The organism is Teredinibacter purpureus (assembly GCF_014217335.1).
Classification (GTDB): Bacteria; Pseudomonadota; Gammaproteobacteria; order Pseudomonadales; family Cellvibrionaceae; genus Teredinibacter; species Teredinibacter purpureus.
The window spans coordinates 1504370-1522557 of sequence record NZ_CP060092.1 but is presented as its reverse complement, the minus strand read 5'-3'; the positions used below and the strand labels follow the sequence as shown (position 1 = coordinate 1522557).

At 46.9% G+C, this 18188-nt stretch carries 15 protein-coding genes and 1 pseudogene; 5 read left to right on the top strand and 11 right to left on the bottom strand.

Annotation, left to right across the window (positions count from 1 at the left end; genetic code table 11):
- The 5 genes from petA to zapE form a co-directional block, all read right to left on the bottom strand.
- Window positions 1-600, bottom strand: coding sequence for a ubiquinol-cytochrome c reductase iron-sulfur subunit (petA, locus tag H5647_RS06780; protein WP_045857337.1), 600 nt, complete (start codon window positions 598-600; stop codon window positions 1-3).
- Window positions 601-1042: 442 nt separating this feature from the next.
- Window positions 1043-1435 (bottom strand): 30S ribosomal protein S9, encoded by a 393-nt coding sequence (gene rpsI, locus H5647_RS06775; RefSeq protein WP_045857335.1) that lies wholly within the window; start codon window positions 1433-1435, stop codon window positions 1043-1045.
- Between the two features lie 13 nt (window positions 1436-1448).
- Window positions 1449-1877, bottom strand: a complete 429-nt coding sequence (gene rplM / locus H5647_RS06770) for a 50S ribosomal protein L13 (RefSeq protein WP_045857333.1) — start codon at window positions 1875-1877, stop codon at window positions 1449-1451.
- Between the two features lie 159 nt (window positions 1878-2036).
- A complete protein-coding gene (locus tag H5647_RS06765; RefSeq protein ID WP_162926310.1) occupies window positions 2037-2945 on the bottom strand; it encodes a hypothetical protein in 909 nt (302 codons plus the stop codon).
- A gap of 234 nt (window positions 2946-3179) precedes the next feature.
- A complete protein-coding gene (gene zapE / locus H5647_RS06760) occupies window positions 3180-4316 on the bottom strand; it encodes a cell division protein ZapE (RefSeq protein WP_045857331.1) in 1137 nt (378 codons plus the stop codon).
- Between the two features lie 242 nt (window positions 4317-4558).
- Here zapE and H5647_RS06755 point away from each other — a divergent pair, with 242 nt between their 5' ends.
- The 3 genes from H5647_RS06755 (at window position 4559) to H5647_RS06745 (ending at window position 7801) form a co-directional block, all read left to right on the top strand.
- Window positions 4559-5035, top strand: a complete 477-nt coding sequence (locus tag H5647_RS06755; protein WP_236074805.1) for a YhcB family protein — start codon at window positions 4559-4561, stop codon at window positions 5033-5035.
- Window positions 5036-5120: 85 nt separating this feature from the next.
- A complete protein-coding gene (locus H5647_RS06750) occupies window positions 5121-6284 on the top strand; it encodes a S1C family serine protease (protein ID WP_045857329.1) in 1164 nt (387 codons plus the stop codon).
- A 575-nt stretch (window positions 6285-6859) separates the two neighbouring features.
- The gene (locus H5647_RS06745; RefSeq protein WP_045857328.1) at window positions 6860-7801 is read left to right on the top strand and encodes a hypothetical protein; all 942 of its coding nucleotides are present in this window, start codon (window positions 6860-6862) and stop codon (window positions 7799-7801) included.
- A 557-nt stretch (window positions 7802-8358) separates the two neighbouring features.
- Here H5647_RS06745 and H5647_RS06740 read toward each other — a convergent pair.
- The 4 genes and pseudogenes from H5647_RS06740 to H5647_RS06725 all read right to left on the bottom strand — a co-directional run.
- Complete coding sequence (locus H5647_RS06740) at window positions 8359-9201, bottom strand: type 2 periplasmic-binding domain-containing protein (RefSeq protein WP_052691911.1); 843 nt, start codon at window positions 9199-9201, stop codon at window positions 8359-8361.
- A gap of 389 nt (window positions 9202-9590) precedes the next feature.
- Window positions 9591-10355 carry a fumarate reductase iron-sulfur subunit gene (locus tag H5647_RS06735; protein WP_045857326.1) on the bottom strand — a complete coding sequence of 255 codons (765 nt, stop codon included), beginning with the start codon at window positions 10353-10355 and terminating at the stop codon, window positions 9591-9593.
- A gap of 12 nt (window positions 10356-10367) precedes the next feature.
- On the bottom strand, window positions 10368-12374 hold the full coding sequence (locus H5647_RS06730) for a fumarate reductase flavoprotein subunit (protein WP_045857324.1): 2007 nt from the start codon (window positions 12372-12374) through the stop codon (window positions 10368-10370).
- 147 nt (window positions 12375-12521) lie between these two features.
- A pseudogene (locus H5647_RS06725) lies at window positions 12522-13136 on the bottom strand (fumarate reductase cytochrome b subunit); the annotation flags it as partial.
- A gap of 347 nt (window positions 13137-13483) precedes the next feature.
- Here H5647_RS06725 and H5647_RS06720 point away from each other — a divergent pair.
- Window positions 13484-14425 carry a DMT family transporter gene (locus H5647_RS06720; protein WP_236074804.1) on the top strand — a complete coding sequence of 314 codons (942 nt, stop codon included), beginning with the start codon at window positions 13484-13486 and terminating at the stop codon, window positions 14423-14425.
- 128 nt (window positions 14426-14553) lie between these two features.
- On the top strand, window positions 14554-16905 hold the full coding sequence (locus tag H5647_RS06715) for a carbohydrate binding family 9 domain-containing protein (RefSeq protein ID WP_045857322.1): 2352 nt from the start codon (window positions 14554-14556) through the stop codon (window positions 16903-16905).
- On the opposite strand, the gene H5647_RS06710 is transcribed toward H5647_RS06715, so the two are convergent.
- The gene (locus H5647_RS06710) at window positions 16902-17612 is read right to left on the bottom strand and encodes a DNA alkylation repair protein (RefSeq protein ID WP_045857320.1); all 711 of its coding nucleotides are present in this window, start codon (window positions 17610-17612) and stop codon (window positions 16902-16904) included. The two genes, H5647_RS06715 and H5647_RS06710, sit on opposite strands and share 4 nt — an antisense overlap.
- Window positions 17612-18136, bottom strand: coding sequence for a disulfide bond formation protein B (locus H5647_RS06705; protein ID WP_045857318.1), 525 nt, complete (start codon window positions 18134-18136; stop codon window positions 17612-17614). Before H5647_RS06705 ends, H5647_RS06710 begins: the two co-directional genes overlap by 1 nt.
- Between the last annotated feature and the right edge of the window lie 52 nt (window positions 18137-18188).

The following is an 18188-nucleotide window of genomic DNA, read 5'->3' as shown; positions in this document are numbered from 1 at the left end:
TTAAGCCCCCTGGTCATCGCCGATAAGCAACAACGTGTCACTTAGATATTGATAGGGCGGTATCTCGAGGTTAATTGGGGCTGGTACGCCCTCAAACACTCGACCCGCAAGATCGAACTTGGAACCATGACAGCGACAGAAAAATCCGCCTATCCACTCGTCACCACCAAGATCTTCTGCACCAACTTCAGGACGGTAGGTAGGTGCGCAACCCAAGTGAGTGCACAACCCCAACAATACCGATACGTCTTCCTTACCTTCAATCGCGCGTGTAGCGTTTTGGGCATAGGCCGGCTGAACAGATTCCTCTGATGCAGGGTCTCTTAAACGACCCTCAATAGAGGACAAAGAAGCCATAGCTTCTGGTGTGCGACGGAATACGTAAACTGGCTTGCCTCGCCATTCCACCGTCATCATCTGACCAGGTTCAAGCTTGGAAATATTGACTTCCACTGGAGCGCCAGCCGCTTTGGCTTTCGCGCTAGGATTCCAAGAACCCACGAATGGCACCGCTGCGCCTACGACGCCCGCTGCACCTACAACAGACGTCAGTGCGGTTAGCACGCGGCGACGCCCTTCATTCACACCGTCATTACTCACGACGTTTATCTCCCATTAAGGCTGATTTAAGGCCCGTATTTTTAATATTTTAAGATGAATAGCGAAATCTAGTCTGGAGCTGGCTTCCAAAACCGCTCTGCGCACCACAACAACCTGTAGGCTAGTCAATAGAGCGCGTAAAAGCCTAATTCTCCCCATAGTTCGGAGTTTATTATAGTTGGGGCGTGACGCATGGCCTCTGCTTTAGCACTAACTTATTCTGGCACATACGAACAAGTTGTGACCGGCGAAGGCTCTGACGGGAATGCGTCCCCACAAAAAGTGGCGATATGGTAAAGAAATTCCCACAAAGTGACAAGGTAAACGGTCGTTTAAAGCCGCCCAACACTCCGGTATAACCGATACAAAAACGCCCAAACCAGAGGGGTTTGGGCGTTTTGTGAACCAACTGATGCGAGAAGCAAGCCCTCGCAAAAATCGATTAACGCTTGGAGAACTGCGGCTTCTTACGTGCTTTACGCAGACCAACTTTCTTACGCTCAACCTCACGGGCATCACGAGTAACGTAACCAGCGCTACGAAGGGTTGGACGCAAGGTTTCATCGTAAACCATTAACGCGCGAGTCAAACCATGGCGAATTGCACCAGCCTGACCGAAACTACCACCACCTTTAACGGTGACTTTTATGTCGAATTTCTCGGCGTTATCAGTCGCTTCAAGCGGCTGACGAACGATCATGCGAGCAACCTCACGGCCAAAATATTCGTCTAAAGGGCGATCATTAACGGTGATGATGCCACTACCTGTTGAGATAAAAACTCGTGCGGTCGACGTTTTACGACGACCTGTTCCGTAATATTGTTCAGCGGCCATTATTCGCTCCTAATTATATGTTGAGTTCTTGAGGCTGCTGAGCCGTGTGCGGATGCGCATCACCGGCATAAACCTTCAATTTTTTGAACATTGCACGACCGAGGGGGCCTTTCGGCATCATGCCTTTAACGGCAACCTCGATGGCACGTTCGGGAGCCTTATCAATGAGCTTTTCGAAGCTTATTGATTTTAGGTTACCGATATAACCAGTGTGATGGTGGTACATCTTATCTGACGCTTTCTTACCCGTCACACGTACTTTTTCGGCATTAACTACTACGATGTAGTCGCCGGTATCTACGTGAGGCGTGTACTCAGGCTTATGCTTTCCGCGCAAGCGGGAAGCAATCTCTGCAGCCATACGGCCGAGAGTTTTGCCGTCAGCGTCAACGATGTACCAGTCGCGTTTTACTGTTTCAGGTTTGGCACTAATAGTCTTCATGTTATCTGCCTTGCGAAGGTACGAGTTTCTAAAGGAAAAATGATTCAAATGCTGCAAGCTGAAAACCAGCCCCAGCGAAAGGAGCGCGGATTCTACAGAAAGATTGACCAATATTCAAGCGAGTTGTCGACATAGCACTGAACGTGGAGAGGGAAAACGCTAGCGGGAGAGAGTAACACGATAATGTTCACTAAAATAACGCAACATAGTGAGGTTAATTTCGGCCTCAGCATAAGGGTTATTCATTGTAATTAACGTGGCTCGACCATCAATCTCAATCTCTCCCTCTAATGGGAAATGACGCAACATGAGATTGTCAAGTTCAAAAGGACTGTCTGGATCAAACAAAACATCCAGCCCTGCCTTCAATCGCTCAGACACTTTAGGCTTAGTATTGCTAACACTTATATACAAAGGTATGGGGTAAAAGACATACATATTTTCTGCAATGATTAAGCTCGGGTAATCCTTTTCAAACTCTGCTAGCGCACCCTCTACCTCCAGCACGCTCAACGGTAAAAAGTCAAAGCGGCCTTTGGCCAGCATAGGGAACAAGCTGGGGTAGTTTTCGGCCTCAACAACCTCAATACCGGCCTCACGGTAAACTCGCGTATCCGGCCAGCCGGCACCCTGCCCCGCACGAAACCCCTTTAACCCCTTAACTGATCGAATAGACTCAAAGCGTTCTCGGTCTTCTGCTCGAATGATAAAACGCCGCAGCCCTAACAATGACTTTAAATAGGGATAACGATAAAGCGTCACATGCTCCTTGCTGTTTCTTAGCGCCCCCCAACCGGTGGTCAACCCCGTGTGAATTTCACCTCGGCGTGTCGCTAGCATGGAGCGGCTTGTTGTCATATTTCTATCATCGAAAACAGCGTTATAATCGCCCTCCTCCTCAGACGATAAGCGTAACAACGTCCTCATCAAATCCATTTGGAACGCTTTCATAGTGGGGCTCCACCCACTAATGCTGTGAATAACTGTTAGCGGCTCAGGAGCATCGTCTTTACCCAAAACATTCGCTGCTGGGGCCAGCAATAGCGTTAGCCCCACAAAGGCGAACACACCTCTCCTAAAAAGAGACCAAAACCGGTATAGCTTCAACAAACTAAACATCCACCTCCACCACTCGCCTTACGTATCGACACTACTCTGCTTAAAAACATGTTTTAGGCGCCATACAGGTAAGTGTAGTTCCGCTTTTAGGCTATGCCCACTGGTTATAAAAAGTTAATCTTAAGGGCGGAGGGATGTGGGCACATTGGCACACACATTAAACACTGAGCCTTTCACTACGCATCAGGCTTTATGAGGCTGAGAGAGGTATTCGCTACTTTGCATTTCCTGAAGACGGCTAACCGTTCGTTCGAACTCAAAACCTAAACGGCCCTGACGATACAGCTGATGCGCAGGCGCTACCGCCGAGACAATCACCTTAACATTACGATCGTAAAATTCGTCTACTAGATAGATAAAACGCCGAGCCAAATCATCATTCTGCCCATCAAAATAAGGGACCCCCTCTACAATCACGGCATGATACTCACGCGCCAACTCTATATAGTCATTCTGCGAACGAGGGCCGTCACACAAGTGAGCAAACTGAAACCACACAACATCTTCAGCAACGTATCGCGCCTCAATGTGACGCCCCTCAATCTCCAGCATTACATCACCTTCCGCCGCAGAGGGGTCAGGTAACAAATTGTGGAAGCAAGCCATTAACTGAGCGGGAACATCAGCATTACCCTGCACATAATAGAGCGCAGCTTTTTCGAGCACCCGTAGGCGGTAGTCCACGCCACCATCAACATTAACGACTTGCGTATACTGATGTAACAACGCTATAGCGGGCAAAAAACGTGCGCGCTGCAATCCATTCTCATATAACCCGCCCGGTGCAATATTCGATGTTGCCACCAGCACTACCCCTCGGGCAAAAAGCCCCTCGAGTAAACCCGCCAATATCATGGCATCCGTTATATCCACCACAAAAAACTCATCAAAACAGATCACTCTCGCCTCTTTGGCTAAACGACCTGCCACAATTTCCAATGGGTCCTGCTGCTCAGTTAAAGACGTCAGCTCTTGATGAACCCTACGCATAAACCGATGAAAATGAGTGCGCATTTTAGCGTCGAACGGCAAACACTCAAAAAACACATCCATTAGGTATGTCTTGCCTCGCCCTACCCCACCCCAAAAATATAAGCCATGAGACTCCAGTTTGACTCCTGACGAACCACTGAACACACCTTTTAGACGGCGCCATACGGTAGGCGTTTGGGCTTTCTTCCACTCGCAGCCATCGTGGCTTTTTACCAACGAGTGATACAGCTCATCAAGAGAGCGAACGGCATTTAACTGCGACTCATCAGCAACAAAACCTGAACGCTGAAGATCTTGGTGGTATCGACTAAGGGGGGAATCCGGCATAAAACATCTACACATTGACACAGATAAAAAAGGAAGAAATCACTATAGCACTTGATTTAAAGGCTGCCGCTATCGAGCCGCTACTCTACCCCATGCGAACCTCAATTTAAACGACACAAGGGTCTCAACAAACGACAAAGAATCTTTTGCGAAAGAATCTGTTCTCTACTTCAAACTCCCCTCACCATTCTGGTGTATTATTCAGTTTGTTTAGGACTGAATTCTTTTTTTGGAGGCTAACCTTGTTTTCACTCGAAATTCTCGTGATGGTCGGTGCGATCGTTTTTTGTATTGGCGGACTTCTTGGCGCTGTAATTAGTCGAACTCTTTTGCCGCCAGAGCAACAGAAAGAGCTAGAGCAAAGCTTACAACTCACCCGCGAAGAACTAAACCAATACCAACAAGATGTGGCACAGCACTTCGCCGAGACATCCAAACTGGTGCACAACCTTACTCAAAACTACAAAGAAGTACACGAACACCTAGCCAAAGGCGCCGTGCAACTCACCAACTCGGAAATTAGCCGAAAGATACTAGAAGCTGGGGACAGCACGCTAGGGATTGAGAGCGCAAATGCAATCGATGAAATACAGGCAGAACCACCCCGCGACTGGGCGCCCAAAACTCCAGGGCAAACAGGCACGCTAAGCGAAGAGTACGGCCTTAACGAAGACGACAATAAAGAACACGATAACTTCCACCCAGGCAAAACAGCCTAACCCACCATAGTAAGGCAAGACGACACAGCAATAAGTTACGGCCAACGTAGCAAACTCACCCTAATAATTATTAGAGCAGTGCGGTATGAATACCCTTTACAGAGCGTTCGTTTATGTTCGATGGCCCGTTGTTATCGGGCTACTCGGCGCTCTGATAGCACTTACACTCTTTCCCGAGTTTAAACACTCCGTCATTCAAACTGGGGCCATTGGGCGGCCAGTGGCTTTTTTGTCGCCCACCGAAAACGATGGCTGGCAGGGCACTACCTCCTATGCGCGCGCCGTTGCTCGCGCTGCGCCAGCAGTCGTCAATATATATACCCGCACCCAAGTCAATATTCGTCGGCACCCTCTATTTGACGACCCATTATTTCGCCATTACTTCAATAATTCCGACATCCCTCGCCAGCAGCGCATGCAATCCGCGCGCGGCTCAGGTGTTATCGTCAGCAAAGAAGGTTATATCTTAACCAACAACCATGTTATCAATGGCGTCGACGAAATTGTTGTCGCACTGGCGGATGGTCGCGAAGCGCACGCAGAACTAAAAGGCGTTAATAGTAAGAGCGATCTAGCCGTCCTAAAAATTGACTTAGACAACCTAAACCCTATCCCCATAGGATCACCAGACACCACCATGGTTGGGGATGTCGTATTAGCCATAGGTAATGCCTTCGGCATGGGTCAAACCGTCACTCAAGGCATTGTTAGCGCTACACGCAGGCGTGGGTTTAACATTGCGGCCTTCGAAAACTTTATTCAAACCGATGCGGCTATTAACCCCGGCAACTCGGGTGGAGCCCTCATCGATGCGCATGGCAACTTATTAGGTATTAACACCGCAAACTTAGACCAAAGCGGCTCTGTGGGCGGCATTGGTTTTGCTATTCCTGCCGACACAGCCATTCAAACGCTCAACGATATCGTTGAATTTGGTCGAATTGTTCGAGGCTGGCTCGGGGTCGAAGCACAATCACTGTCTCCTCAGCTAGCCCAATCATTCAACCTTACCTCCACCAACGGTGTTCTTGTGACACACGTTTACACTGGAGGCCCTGCCGACAAAGCAGGCTTGCGGCCCGGCGACGTCATAACGCGAATAAATAATCAAATGGTAGGAGATGGACGCTGGGGGCAACAAGAAATAGGCGAGTCTCGGCCGGGTGACGAAGTAGTCATAGACGTTATTCGACAAGGAAAACGGCAAACGTTTGAGGCCGTACTGGAGTCAGAGCCTATTGCGAGCTGAACCGAACCAATCAATATTTATCGAAACACCCCCTTGGAATGAAAATATTCACCTTTCTACCACTCACTGCAGCTAAACGCTAACGCCCCTTCCCTCCCCCTCTCATCGACCCACCTTATCCCATCGTCCTTTCTCCGTTTCAGCGGAGATAACTCGCACGCAAACATCACGCGTAAACCGAAAGCAGATTATTCGCGACAATTTTTTCCATAATTTTTTATTGCAAGGCGAGATACGCCACACCGTCGATTTCAGAACAAAAACGACTATGTTTGGTTGCCTCTTATCAAAATCATTGCGAAAAATAAGCGGCAACGAAAGTACGCCCTAAAAAGCAACAACCCAAATATCGAACCTCAAAGTACCGCTTTAATAACTACGCCTATTTTTTACCTGCAAGCAACAACCCTACATAACACGTTAACAGTTCACAAAAAAACATATCTTACAACTGAAAAGCACCAATGCATTTAGGGATTAACAACACGCTGTAATACACTGAAAACATATTGGTATGACAATTAGAGCCAATATAACTATTGGGGTAATCACTTAAAATATAACGGGATTTTTCAATGAAAAAAATATCAATTTACGTTTATGTATTTATTTTATCGATGCTAAGCGTCAGTGTTTTTGCTGGTGGAGATGAAGTAAATTGTCGAAATGTAGACCAAACAACGACATATTATGAATACACAGGAGTGGCCTCATGCTGGGGCATAGAGCTTGCCACATGTTCTTATGACAATATTTGCGGCTACAGCAACGGGCAAGGCATTGGAACGGCACCACCACAACATTATATTTCTCAACACATCTCGGTATTTAATAGCAGTAGCTCTCACTATACTATTTCCGAGCTAATTGGCTTTTCCAACCAAGGGCTCGCTATCACTGTCGCGTGCGACGTTCCTCTAAATATGAGAACTAGCCATCAAACGATAGAAGTGTGCGATTACACTCCAACGGCCAACATTGTTAACTATAAAGCCCCTTACCAAATAACTAGCAATTCACATTGGTTTATCGAATTTTCAGCCGTTGGCTCTTACGATATAGACGGAGATATCGTTAACTATCAATGGAGTGGAAGCCCTCAGACAACTAAAGATAATGGCCGGATAGCAGTTTACTCAACAGTGAATCAACCATACGGAAATTTTACTAGAACGGTAACCGTGAACGACAATGACGGCTACAGCGATACAAAAAGCCTTACCTTAGACTTAGGCAGCGCACCCTCCTCTGGTGGAAGCACTCCTCCGGTAGTCGATACCAGTACACCAGATCAGCTTTTGTATAGTACTGGCCCATATGGCTCTTATATCGAGCCTGGCTGTGTTTGGGTTAGCGCTGGCTCTAAAGAAAGACGCTTTCTGTGCGGTCCAAGCCCTGTTGCCAGTTGGACATGGACAGGTTCGAATATGAATTCTAACTGTACAATCACTCCGTATGCAGGCTATCGCCATACTGGAGGATGCCCAACCGCGATTAAACTCGAAAAAATATTGTAAGTACCCTTTTGCTCAGCCGCACCGCGGCTGAGCGTCATCTAAACGTCCTACCTTATTCAAATTCCATTCCTATTCAGAATAGGGTCATTAGCGATACGATTAATCAGGTATATTTTGCAAAGGCTTTTCTTTCTCCTACCGTCAATATGCTACCGGTAAAACTGTAATTCCCTGCCGAACGCGAGCAAATAATAAAGCCGCATCATATTCAATTTATGGCTAACCAAGTTCACCGCACCGCCCTTATTTTACCAAAGCCAAACGCCTACGCATGCGCGCAATTTACTGAGCCAACGGCGGGCCCTTAAGACGCCCACACTAGCGCCAAACAAACGATCAACCCGTAAAATATCGACGCCGACGACAACAAGAAATAGGCACGTCTCGGCTGGGCGAAAAGGAGTGTTAAACGTTAATAGACAAGGCAAACGCTTAAGATTGTGTGAATACGATCAGTTTTAGAGTATCAGCACCCTACGCTGGTCAACCACACCACGGGTAAAAGTAGTACGAGGGATTTCGGTTACCCGGCACACGCTCCAGAACTAAACGTGTTATTAAAAGTTAAGCCATAATTCTTCGCGTTCCGTAGGAACCTTTGTAGGTAGAAAGGGGTTAGGCAACTCAAACACTCTACGCTGTTTAATATTGAAATTTCTTAGACCTTCAATAATAAGAGGGTGAGAATAAAAAAACCTATCGAACTCACCACTGGCTATAAGCGCTTCCAAACCCTTCTCTAATGTTTTAGCGAGATCGGCGCTATCGGGAGATAAATAGAAATAGGAGGGCAACCGGTAATGAAAAGCCAATTCTTGCTCAACTTCCAAGCCGAGATTAGAAAACTGTTGCGCGTCATTCCATGCCTGCTGTATTCCTCGAGGAAAAGCATCAAAGCGCCCATGAGACAACATTTTTGGCAATACTTCGAAGCTGTGAGATGTTACTACTCGAATACCAGACGCTCGAAATATTTTTGTGTCGACCCAATCTTCAGCTTGACCAAGGCTCAACAATTTAAAATCACTTAATGTCTGAATTTTCGAAAATTTTACCTGCTCGCTTCTCCTAATGAGGAGCACGCGATAACTTGTGAGACCTTTAAAAATGGGAATACGTACCGGTATTAGCTTTTCTTCTAACTCAACGCTAGCGCCAGCCCAAATAATTTTAATGTCACGTTCAAATACAGATTTTAACTTTCGCTTTTCAGAACAAAACCAATCGTTACGCTCTAATTCATATACGTACTTTTGTGTATTAAGGGCTAGCTTCAGCAAATCGACTGTATAACTTTTATCGCCCTGCATACAGTGCGTTATAACTTTTTCAGCCAACACCTCAATAGGCGCCAATATAAATAGAGCGGAGAAAAGAAAAGAAAACACTACTTTTTTCATAGCTTTACAAAAATAGAGGGACGCTTAATAGTGAGGAACAATGGCCAATAATCTGCGCTAGACACAGAGGATATAGACAGCCTGACAATACAGTATTGTATTGCAAAGCCGCAGTAAAGCCCCATTAATCTATTCTAGACCAGTTTACTGGCTCTACGTCAAAAGCTTGAATTAATCGTTCACTCGCTCACGATTTCTCTTCTGGCTCAGGCGCGTTTTTTAAGAGAATACCATCCGTTATAATGCCTTTTCGAACAGACAGTAATGGACTATAACAGCGATTAGGGTCGATTCAGGAGGATAACAGAATTTCAAGACACCAAGCCTTTAATAGTCCATTGAGGTCTATTAAAGGCTTGGAAGGCTAAGGTCAGAAACGGTTTGAACGACTAGACGCCGGACAACGCCATTTTTCTACGCATATACGCAATTTGCTGAGCCAACGGCAGCTCCTTCGGACACATATCCTCGCAGCCGAGCAGGGTCATACAGCCGAATACACCGTCTTCAGTACCGAGCACTTCGTAGTAATCGGCATCCGTACGATCGTCACGGGGGTCTATTCTAAAACGCGCCAACTGATTGATTCCCACGGCACCTACAAAATCGGTTCGCATTTGCGCTGTACCGCAGGCGGCAATGCAGCAGCCGCATTCTACGCAACGTTCCAGCTCGTAAATTTTGTCAGCAACTTCCGGCTCCATTTTTTCTTCTATCTCGCAAAAATCACGTTCTTCCTCTTTATTGTGAATCCACGTTTCTAAGTGTTCGCTCATATTACGCATCCACTTACCGGTATTCACAGAAAGGTCGCCGATCAACTCAAAACCGGGCAGAGGCGCAAGGTTTAATACTGCCGGTAAATCTTTGGTGAGCGTTCGACACGCGAGTTTGGGGCGACCATTAACAAGCATCGCACAACTGCCACAGATACCTGCGCGGCAAACAAAATCGAATTGCACGCTAGGGTCTTGATTTTCGCGAATCTCGTTAAGCAAAATAAAGAGAGTCATGGAATCTGCTTCTTCCACCTCAAAGGTCTCGAAGTGAGGCACGCTATTTTCATCCATAGGGTTATGGCGAAACACGTTAACGCTCAAAGTTCTATATTCGCCAGGTTCGGCTTCCACTTGTTTTACAGGAATGGTATTCACGTCATTTTCCTCTTACTTACCTGCGTTCGCCAACTGGCCGTTTTCATTTTCACCCAAACGCGCATTTTTTCCACGCAAATTTTCGGGTAGCTTCTCCTCAAATGGCATGAGTTCGTTTTGTGCGTCAAAACGATTACCACCTTCATGCTTGGCTTTTACGGCATCCACAACGGCTTGACGTTGCTCCGTATCGGGGTGTTCGATGCGGTCCTTTGCCCCATAGCCGCGCCAATTCGGAGGCATTTCCATTGTTGTTACGTCTAAAGGCTCGTAATTAAGTGTGGGCATGGTGTCTTCTGGGCTTTTCCAGCTCGCCAGTGTTCGGCAGAGCCAGTCTTTATCGTTACGTAATTTAAAATCTTCACGGTAGTGTGCGCCGCGACTTTCTTCGCGCGCCAATGCGCCCTGCGCAACACACAAGCTTAAGCGCAGCATGCTTTCTACACGGTAGGCCGCAACCAATTCAGGGCTGCCACCTTGGGCACTGCTGTGCACTTTTATATTTTTCGCGCGCTGAGCCAACACTTTTAATTGATCAACCGCTTCTTGTAACTTTTCTCCGCCTCGGAAAATAGCCACATTGGAACTCATTAACTCCTGCATTTCGCGCATAATGTGGAAAGGGTTTTCGTCACCGTTGCTATTGCAATAACCGGCTAAGCGTTCAGCCTGCTTGTTATACGCCTCGCGAATTAGGGCCGTAGATACGTTTATATCGGCTCCACTACCACCAATAAACTGGCCCATGTTTTCGCCCACAATCATGCCCGCGACCACAGTTTCGGCTACGGAGTTACCGCCAAGGCGGTTAAAACCGTGCATATCCCAACACGCGGCTTCACCTGCGGCAAACAGCCCTTTAAGCGAGGGGGATTCTCCGCGGTAATCGGTGCGCACGCCACCCATTGAATAGTGCTGACATGGGCGCACAGGAATTAAATCGGTTACGGGATTTACGCCAAGAAAATATTCACAAATTTCTTTTACTTCGCGCAACTTACCTTCAATATGTTTTTTACCGAGCAAACGAATATCTAACCATAGGTGTTCACCGAAACGGCTTTGCACACCTTTGCCGCTGCGAATATGGTGCTCCATCCAGCGGCTAACCACATCGCGCGAGGCAAGCTCTTTTTTCTCGGGTTCGTAGTCAGGCATAAAGCGGTGTAGGTCTTTATCCAACAATAGGCCACCATCACCACGGCAACCTTCGGTAACCAAAATACCCGCAGGAAAAATACCGGTGGGGTGGAACTGTACCGCTTCCATATTGCCGAGGGTAGCCACGCCGGTTTCCAGCGCAAGGGCAGTACCCATACCTTCATTAATGACGGCATTAGTGGTTGCACGATAAATGCGACCGTAACCGCCAGTGGCGATACAGGTGGTTTTGGCTATATAGGTGAGCAATTCGCCCGTCATTAAATTGCGTACCACAGCGCCATAGCAGCGCTCGCCATCATGAATTAAGGAGATAGCCTCCATGCGCTCGTGCACAGGAATATCTTCCGCAACAGCTTGGTTGCTCATGGTATAGAGCATGGAGTGGCCGGTGCCGTCACTGACAAAACACGTTCGCCATTTTTGTGTGCCACCAAAGTTACGGGCCGAAATTAGACCATGAGCCTCGTCTTTTTCGGTAAGCGATACATTTTTACCATCTATAACACTGTTGTGCGCGCCACGCTCAACACGCCCCCACGGCACACCCCACGCAGCAAGTTCGCGTATGGCTTTAGGTGCAGTGTTGACAAACATGCGCGCAACGTCTTGATCACAGCCCCAGTCGGAGCCTTTTACTGTATCAGCGAAATGGATATCTTCGTTATCACCTTGACCTTTTAGTGTATTACCTAAACTCGCTTGCATGCCGCCTTGGGCTGCCGCCGAGTGAGAACGTTTGGGCGGTACTAAGCTGAGTACAATCACATCATGGCCTTGACGACGAACGCCTATCGCGGCTCGCAAGCCCGCAAGGCCACCACCTATTACCAAAGCATCGGTATAAATCGTTTTCATTACAGAGTCCTGATTTTTAAATTCAAAATTCGGGTCGGTTGGCGTTGAGTGTTAGTGGCCGTGAGGCGATGCGCCCGTTTGTTCTAAATGGCTCGGCACGTATCGTTCGCCTGCCCGGTCCGCATGCTCATACCCGGTCTTCATATAAGCCGCTAAGGTAGCAATACCGAGCACAAGGAAAAACGCTGTGAGCAACCATTTAATAACATATAAGCGACGGCGGTTACGCTTGGGGTTATTACCTAGGAATAGCCCCCACTTCACTACTAAACGATAAATACCTATGCCTGCGTGGAGTTCGACCACAAACAGCAACACCAAATACAGCGGCCACATCATGCCGGTCCATACGCGGTCGGACGACGCATAGGGGCCAATATCGGAGGGATGAGAGATCAACTGGTACAAGTGCACGGAGGCCATAAAAAACAGCGCAAAACCTGTAATCACCTGCACATACCACAGTGTAGTATCGCTATGCTTTAAGCCACTAATATGAGTATGAAGCGTGCGGTATTGGCCCGCACTATTAGGAAAACGTCGCAAAGCCAAAAAGGCATGCACAATAATCAACCCTAGAATAAAAACGGCGAAACCGCTAACCAGTACAGGGTAGGGTTTTCCAAAAATTGGTTCAGCCTCGAACATACGAGCGACCCAATACATAGCGTCTTTACTGATAAGAATACTGGACACCATAAACATGTGCGTCCACATAAAGAGCACTAAGAATAAACCCGTACCACCCTGCACTATATCCATGATGGCTGGCCAGCGATTAGGCTTTACGGCACGCTCTACTACTGATGACATCCGAAAATACCTCCTTTGTGACAATAGAATTAACTCAAACGTATTACACCATCAGCAACAGTCTACCATTATGCTTTACATCAAATGGAGCCGCATGAATGCATCATTATGGGTTATGAAACATAACGTAGACTAAAATGACCTCGCCGTAAAACAAACAATAACCACATTTTAAAAAAGGGTAACCGTTCATTAATAGACCAACTTATACGCCGCAAGCGTGGACAGCTCTAAACATCTACATAAAAATTGTTCTCGATCACTTGCACGGCATGGATAGGCTATCGTAGGTATTGGTGTTTGTCGGTACACTACACGCCACAGTCACTTTCGAGACGCTCACGTTGTCGACCCCTATCAGCTCCACTTCCAGTCGTTTTCTTTCGTCGGGTTTCGCTTCGCTGTATACCTCTGTTTTCTTGTTGAGCTTAAATGGGCTATTTGCTAAATCTATTCAACTCGACTCTACCTCTATTACGCACCTTCGTAGCGTTATCGCCGCACTGGGTATTGCCTGCTTACTACTCATTCGCCGTCACTCATTAACATTGCCCACTATAAAAACAAGTATTATCGTTTACGGGTTGGGGGTTATTCTTGGTCTTCATTGGGTAACATTTTTTCATGCTATGCAGGTCTCGTCTGTTGCTGTTGGCATTATTGCGCTCTTCAGTTACCCCGTTTTAACCGTTTTGATCGAGCCTTTTTTTCGACACTCATCGCCTAAAGGCATTGATATAGCGGCCGCAATTATTGTTTTTATCGGTGTTGTTACCATGGTCTCTGGCGAAGAGTCTCTCGTTAGCGGCAACATACGAGAAGGCGTGTTTTGGGGAATAACCTCTGCTTTACTCTTTTCGTTGCGCAATACAAGCCAGAAATATTTAGCTCATCACGTTCCCAGTAGCCACTTAATGCTGCACCAAACCATTGCTACAGCACTCATTTTTGTTGGCTTTACGGATTGGCCTACCGTCGCAACCCTCGATTTACATAACTGGTGGTTATTAGCGCTGCTCGGCATTTTTTGTACAGCCGGCGCCCACACACTATTAAGCGTTAGCTTAAAACTATTAAGCGCAAAAACCGTGGCACTTATAAGCTGCCTACAACCGTTGCTCGCATCTCTGTTCGCCTGGATGATGATTGGGGAAACCTTAACCCCCCACATCGCTGTCGGCGGCGCAATTGTCTTGACTGTAGCAACTTACGAATCGTTCCAGAAAAAAGCCGCTTAATTTTGTCGTTCAAATATTTTTCACTAAAACTTTACTTTGACCAAAGTGCTGTAGAATAACGGCCGATCGATAAGCTCAAAAAATTCTGCTTATTATATGTATTGGTGCTAGTGGAGTTTTCTCGCAACATGTTTCAATTTTTGCCCTCGTCTCTTTGTATTTTTGTTTCCTCTCTTTTTTTATTGTTTTCTCCATCGGCTTATTCACAAAACAGATTAGCTCTTACCCATATAGCCATAGCCCCCACATTAGATGGTGTTCTAGACGAACAGGTTTGGCAACAAGCCACACCTTTTGACTTAGCGTTTGAAAACAATCCAGGCGAAGGTATTCCTACCGATATCAAAACCTCTGCTTATCTATATGAAGATGGCGAAAGTTTACATCTCGCCATACACGCATATGACCCTAACCCTGAAAATATCCGTGCTCACCTCTCGGATCGAGATGCCATATGGGGCGATGATATGGTGGGAATTGTGCTCGACACGTTTGATGGTGAGCGCAATGGCTATGAGTTTTATGTCAACCCCTTTGGCGTTCAGCAAGACGGCCGAGTGGATGACACCAATGGCTGGAGGGCCACTACCGCATGGAACGGCATTTGGTATAGCGCGGCAAAGATTACCGACGACGGCTGGACAGCAGAGATCAGTATTCCTTTTCGCGCACTCCGGTTTCCCAACAGTACTGGGGAACTTACTTGGGGCGTAGGTATTTTCCGAGCTTACCCACGCGACATAACGCGTTGGCTTACACACATACAACGCGACCCCAATATTAGCTGTAACCTTTGCCAATACCATAAAGTCTCGGGCTTTACGAATGTAAAACCCGGCAATAATTTTCAACTTACACCAACACTCACGCTCAGCAAAAATAACACGCGCGACGACGTACCTGGTGATTGGGACAAAGGCGATACAGATTCCCAACCAGGACTTGATTTACGCTGGGGCATAACCGAGAACGCCGTCGTAAACGCCACTATAAACCCAGATTTTTCACAGATTGAAGCCGATGCCGCACAACTTAATGTCAACAATACCTACTCTCTGTTTTTACCAGAACGCAGGCCTTTCTTTCTAGACGGCTCGGATTACTTCACCACCCGAAATTTTAATCTCGTGCACACACGCAACATTGCCGAACCGGATATTGGCGTAAAACTCACGGGGAAGAGCGGCCCGCATGCCTACGGCATTTTGATGGCCGACGATAACGCAACGACCTTTTTACTACCCGGCAATCAAAGTTCAGATGTTGCAGAATATGTAATAGAAGACCCGATCGACGAAGATAACGATACACCGATTGGCAGCAATATAGGTATTGCGCGTTACCGGATGGACATAGGTGCACGCAATCAATTCGGCGCATTAATAACCACACGGCAGGCCGAGGACTATCGCAATATCGTTGCTTCCATCGACGGCCATATTTGGCTGGGTGAAAAAGACAAAATCCGCTATCAAACAGCCTTTTCAGACAGCGCGAACCCACTTAGCCTGCAACACGAATTCAATTTAGAGGAGCAACAACAAGGCCATGCAGTTGCGTTAGACTTTATCCGAGATACGCGAGATTATCGGTTAGAAGCCAACTACAAAAACGTGGGCTCGGGCTTTCGAGCCGACATGGGTTTTAATAGCTCTGCCGATTACAAAATGATTTCACTTGAAGGCGAACGCAAATATTACGGCGATACCAATAGTGCTATCACTCGCTCCTACCTTTGGTTTGACTGGGATTATGTGCATGATCAAAATGATAAGCGCTTAAAAAATCAGCTTAAACTATTTGCCGCTATCAATGGAACCCTGCAATCATACGCTCGGCTCGGTGCGATTGCGGCGGAGAAGTTCTACGAAGGGGATTTTAATTCTGGCGGGGACTATTTCGATGAAGCACTCTTAGAGGCTTACCTCAGCTTTCGACCACTTTCAAACCTACAGCTTCAAATGTTTGCACTTTACGGTGACACAATCGACTATACTAATAGTCAGCCGGGCACAACTACAAGGGCCAACATTACACTCAATTTTCAGCTGAGCAACCACTTAAATGCGAGGCTCGCGCATAACTACAGCACCATAGATACAGCGGCTAATCCTACGGCAATTCGAACAGACTCATTACAACAGCTGGACGGCGGAAAACTGTATTCAGCCAATCAAACCGATTTGCGCCTTAGCTATCAGTTTGATATTCGCAACCAACTAAAGTTGGTCATGCAGTACACCGACATCCAACGTAATGCGGCGCTATACCAAGCCAACTTTGATTCTGATGACGACAACAATGTAAATGCCGTTGATAAGCTTTTTTCTAGCCAAATCATGTACTCATACAAGCTTAACGCTCAAAGCCTTTTCTATTTAGGTTTTGCTGATAGAGGGTTTCAGGATGACACTCTAGAAGGGATAGAAAAAGATTCACGTTCTGTTTTCGCTAAAGTTAGTTTTGCATGGCAAAGCTAACGCGTACCCGATAGAAAACTCGCACGCACCTCTGGCGAAAACTTCTCTATGGCATAACGCAGCATAGTCCGTGGCATAACGGTATAATACTGGTCGAGAAACTGTAGTTCGCGCGATTCGTCGCGCTTTCCCACCTCTCTCAACATCCAGCCTACCGCTTTATGCATTAAGTCGTGTTCATCAAGTAAAAACTGCTTCGACAGTTCAAGCGCATCATCTAAGTCGTTATGACGTATAAACTGAAAGCACGCAATCATTGAAATTCTGCGCTCCCACCACCCGTCTGATTTCGCCAGCCGATACAGAGGTTTACGGCTTTTATCGAGCAAGTAGCCACCAATTATCTGGTATGCGCTACTGTCCACTAAATCCCAATTATTAATATAAAGAGTGCTCTCAAGGTAGAGCTGATAAATTTTGCGTTGAGCCTCTTTATCTTTTCTGGCTAAACCAAATTTTTTTACCAGCACATACAATGCAAACAAACGCTCTTCATGATAAGGCGAATGCAGTATTTTTTGGATCTCACCGAGAGGCTCGTCATGGCTCCGTTTAACTTCTGCTCGCAGCGCTGGAACACGAAGGCCAAGAAATTGATCGCCCTCGCCATACTCTCCTTTGCCAGTTTTAAAAAACCGCAAAGAGTGTTCGGCTATAGTAGGGCTTGCCAAAGAACGTAAGCGTTGCTGAATACTTACCGCAGACATTACATTTTCACGGGCCGAAAACTTCCCCACAGAGCAAAGGCTAGCGCTAGAAACACACCACTCGACACCACTGCCAAGCCATCTGCCATGGACAGGCTAAACAGCACTTTAGGCGTAGCGGCACACGAATCTTGTACTTTGAATAGAACCGGCAGCCACTCGTCTAACGGTGCCCACTGAGGGAAATTTGCGTATAAACTACACGCGCCATCAGGCCCCCATCCGTATTCAATACCCAGCAGCTTCCACACTACCCGAATCAAACCAAACGTTAAAACCAACTGAATGACAATACAGGCGCGTCTCGCCCATACGTTATGGCGCAAAGGAATGGCCACTAGCGCGAACAAAGCCATGGCCGTCATCCATACGCGCGTGTAAATACACAGTTCACAGGGGTAGTACATGAGTACTTCTTGAAAATAGATAGCGCCAGCCTCAAGACCAACACATACCATGAATATGGCGAGCCACGCTTGCCATTTTTCTCCAAGTGCAAAAAGAAACGGTAGAACCTTACTCATAAACGGACACCCCCAAATAAAATTAGAAAGAAGAAACCTGTATAAACCTAAG

Coding starts and splice junctions, on each gene's coding strand:
- rpsI (WP_045857335.1), bottom strand. CDS start 1,435: ATGGCCGCTGAACAATATTACGGAACAGGTCGTCGTAAAACGTCGACC.
- rplM (WP_045857333.1), bottom strand. CDS start 1,877: ATGAAGACTATTAGTGCCAAACCTGAAACAGTAAAACGCGACTGGTAC.
- zapE (WP_045857331.1), bottom strand. CDS start 4,316: ATGCCGGATTCCCCCCTTAGTCGATACCACCAAGATCTTCAGCGTTCA.
- H5647_RS06750 (WP_045857329.1), top strand. CDS start 5,121: ATGAATACCCTTTACAGAGCGTTCGTTTATGTTCGATGGCCCGTTGTT.
- H5647_RS06745 (WP_045857328.1), top strand. CDS start 6,860: ATGAAAAAAATATCAATTTACGTTTATGTATTTATTTTATCGATGCTA.
- H5647_RS06740 (WP_052691911.1), bottom strand. CDS start 9,201: ATGAAAAAAGTAGTGTTTTCTTTTCTTTTCTCCGCTCTATTTATATTG.
- H5647_RS06730 (WP_045857324.1), bottom strand. CDS start 12,374: ATGAAAACGATTTATACCGATGCTTTGGTAATAGGTGGTGGCCTTGCG.
- H5647_RS06715 (WP_045857322.1), top strand. CDS start 14,554: ATGTTTCAATTTTTGCCCTCGTCTCTTTGTATTTTTGTTTCCTCTCTT.
- H5647_RS06710 (WP_045857320.1), bottom strand. CDS start 17,612: ATGTCTGCGGTAAGTATTCAGCAACGCTTACGTTCTTTGGCAAGCCCT.
- H5647_RS06705 (WP_045857318.1), bottom strand. CDS start 18,136: ATGAGTAAGGTTCTACCGTTTCTTTTTGCACTTGGAGAAAAATGGCAA.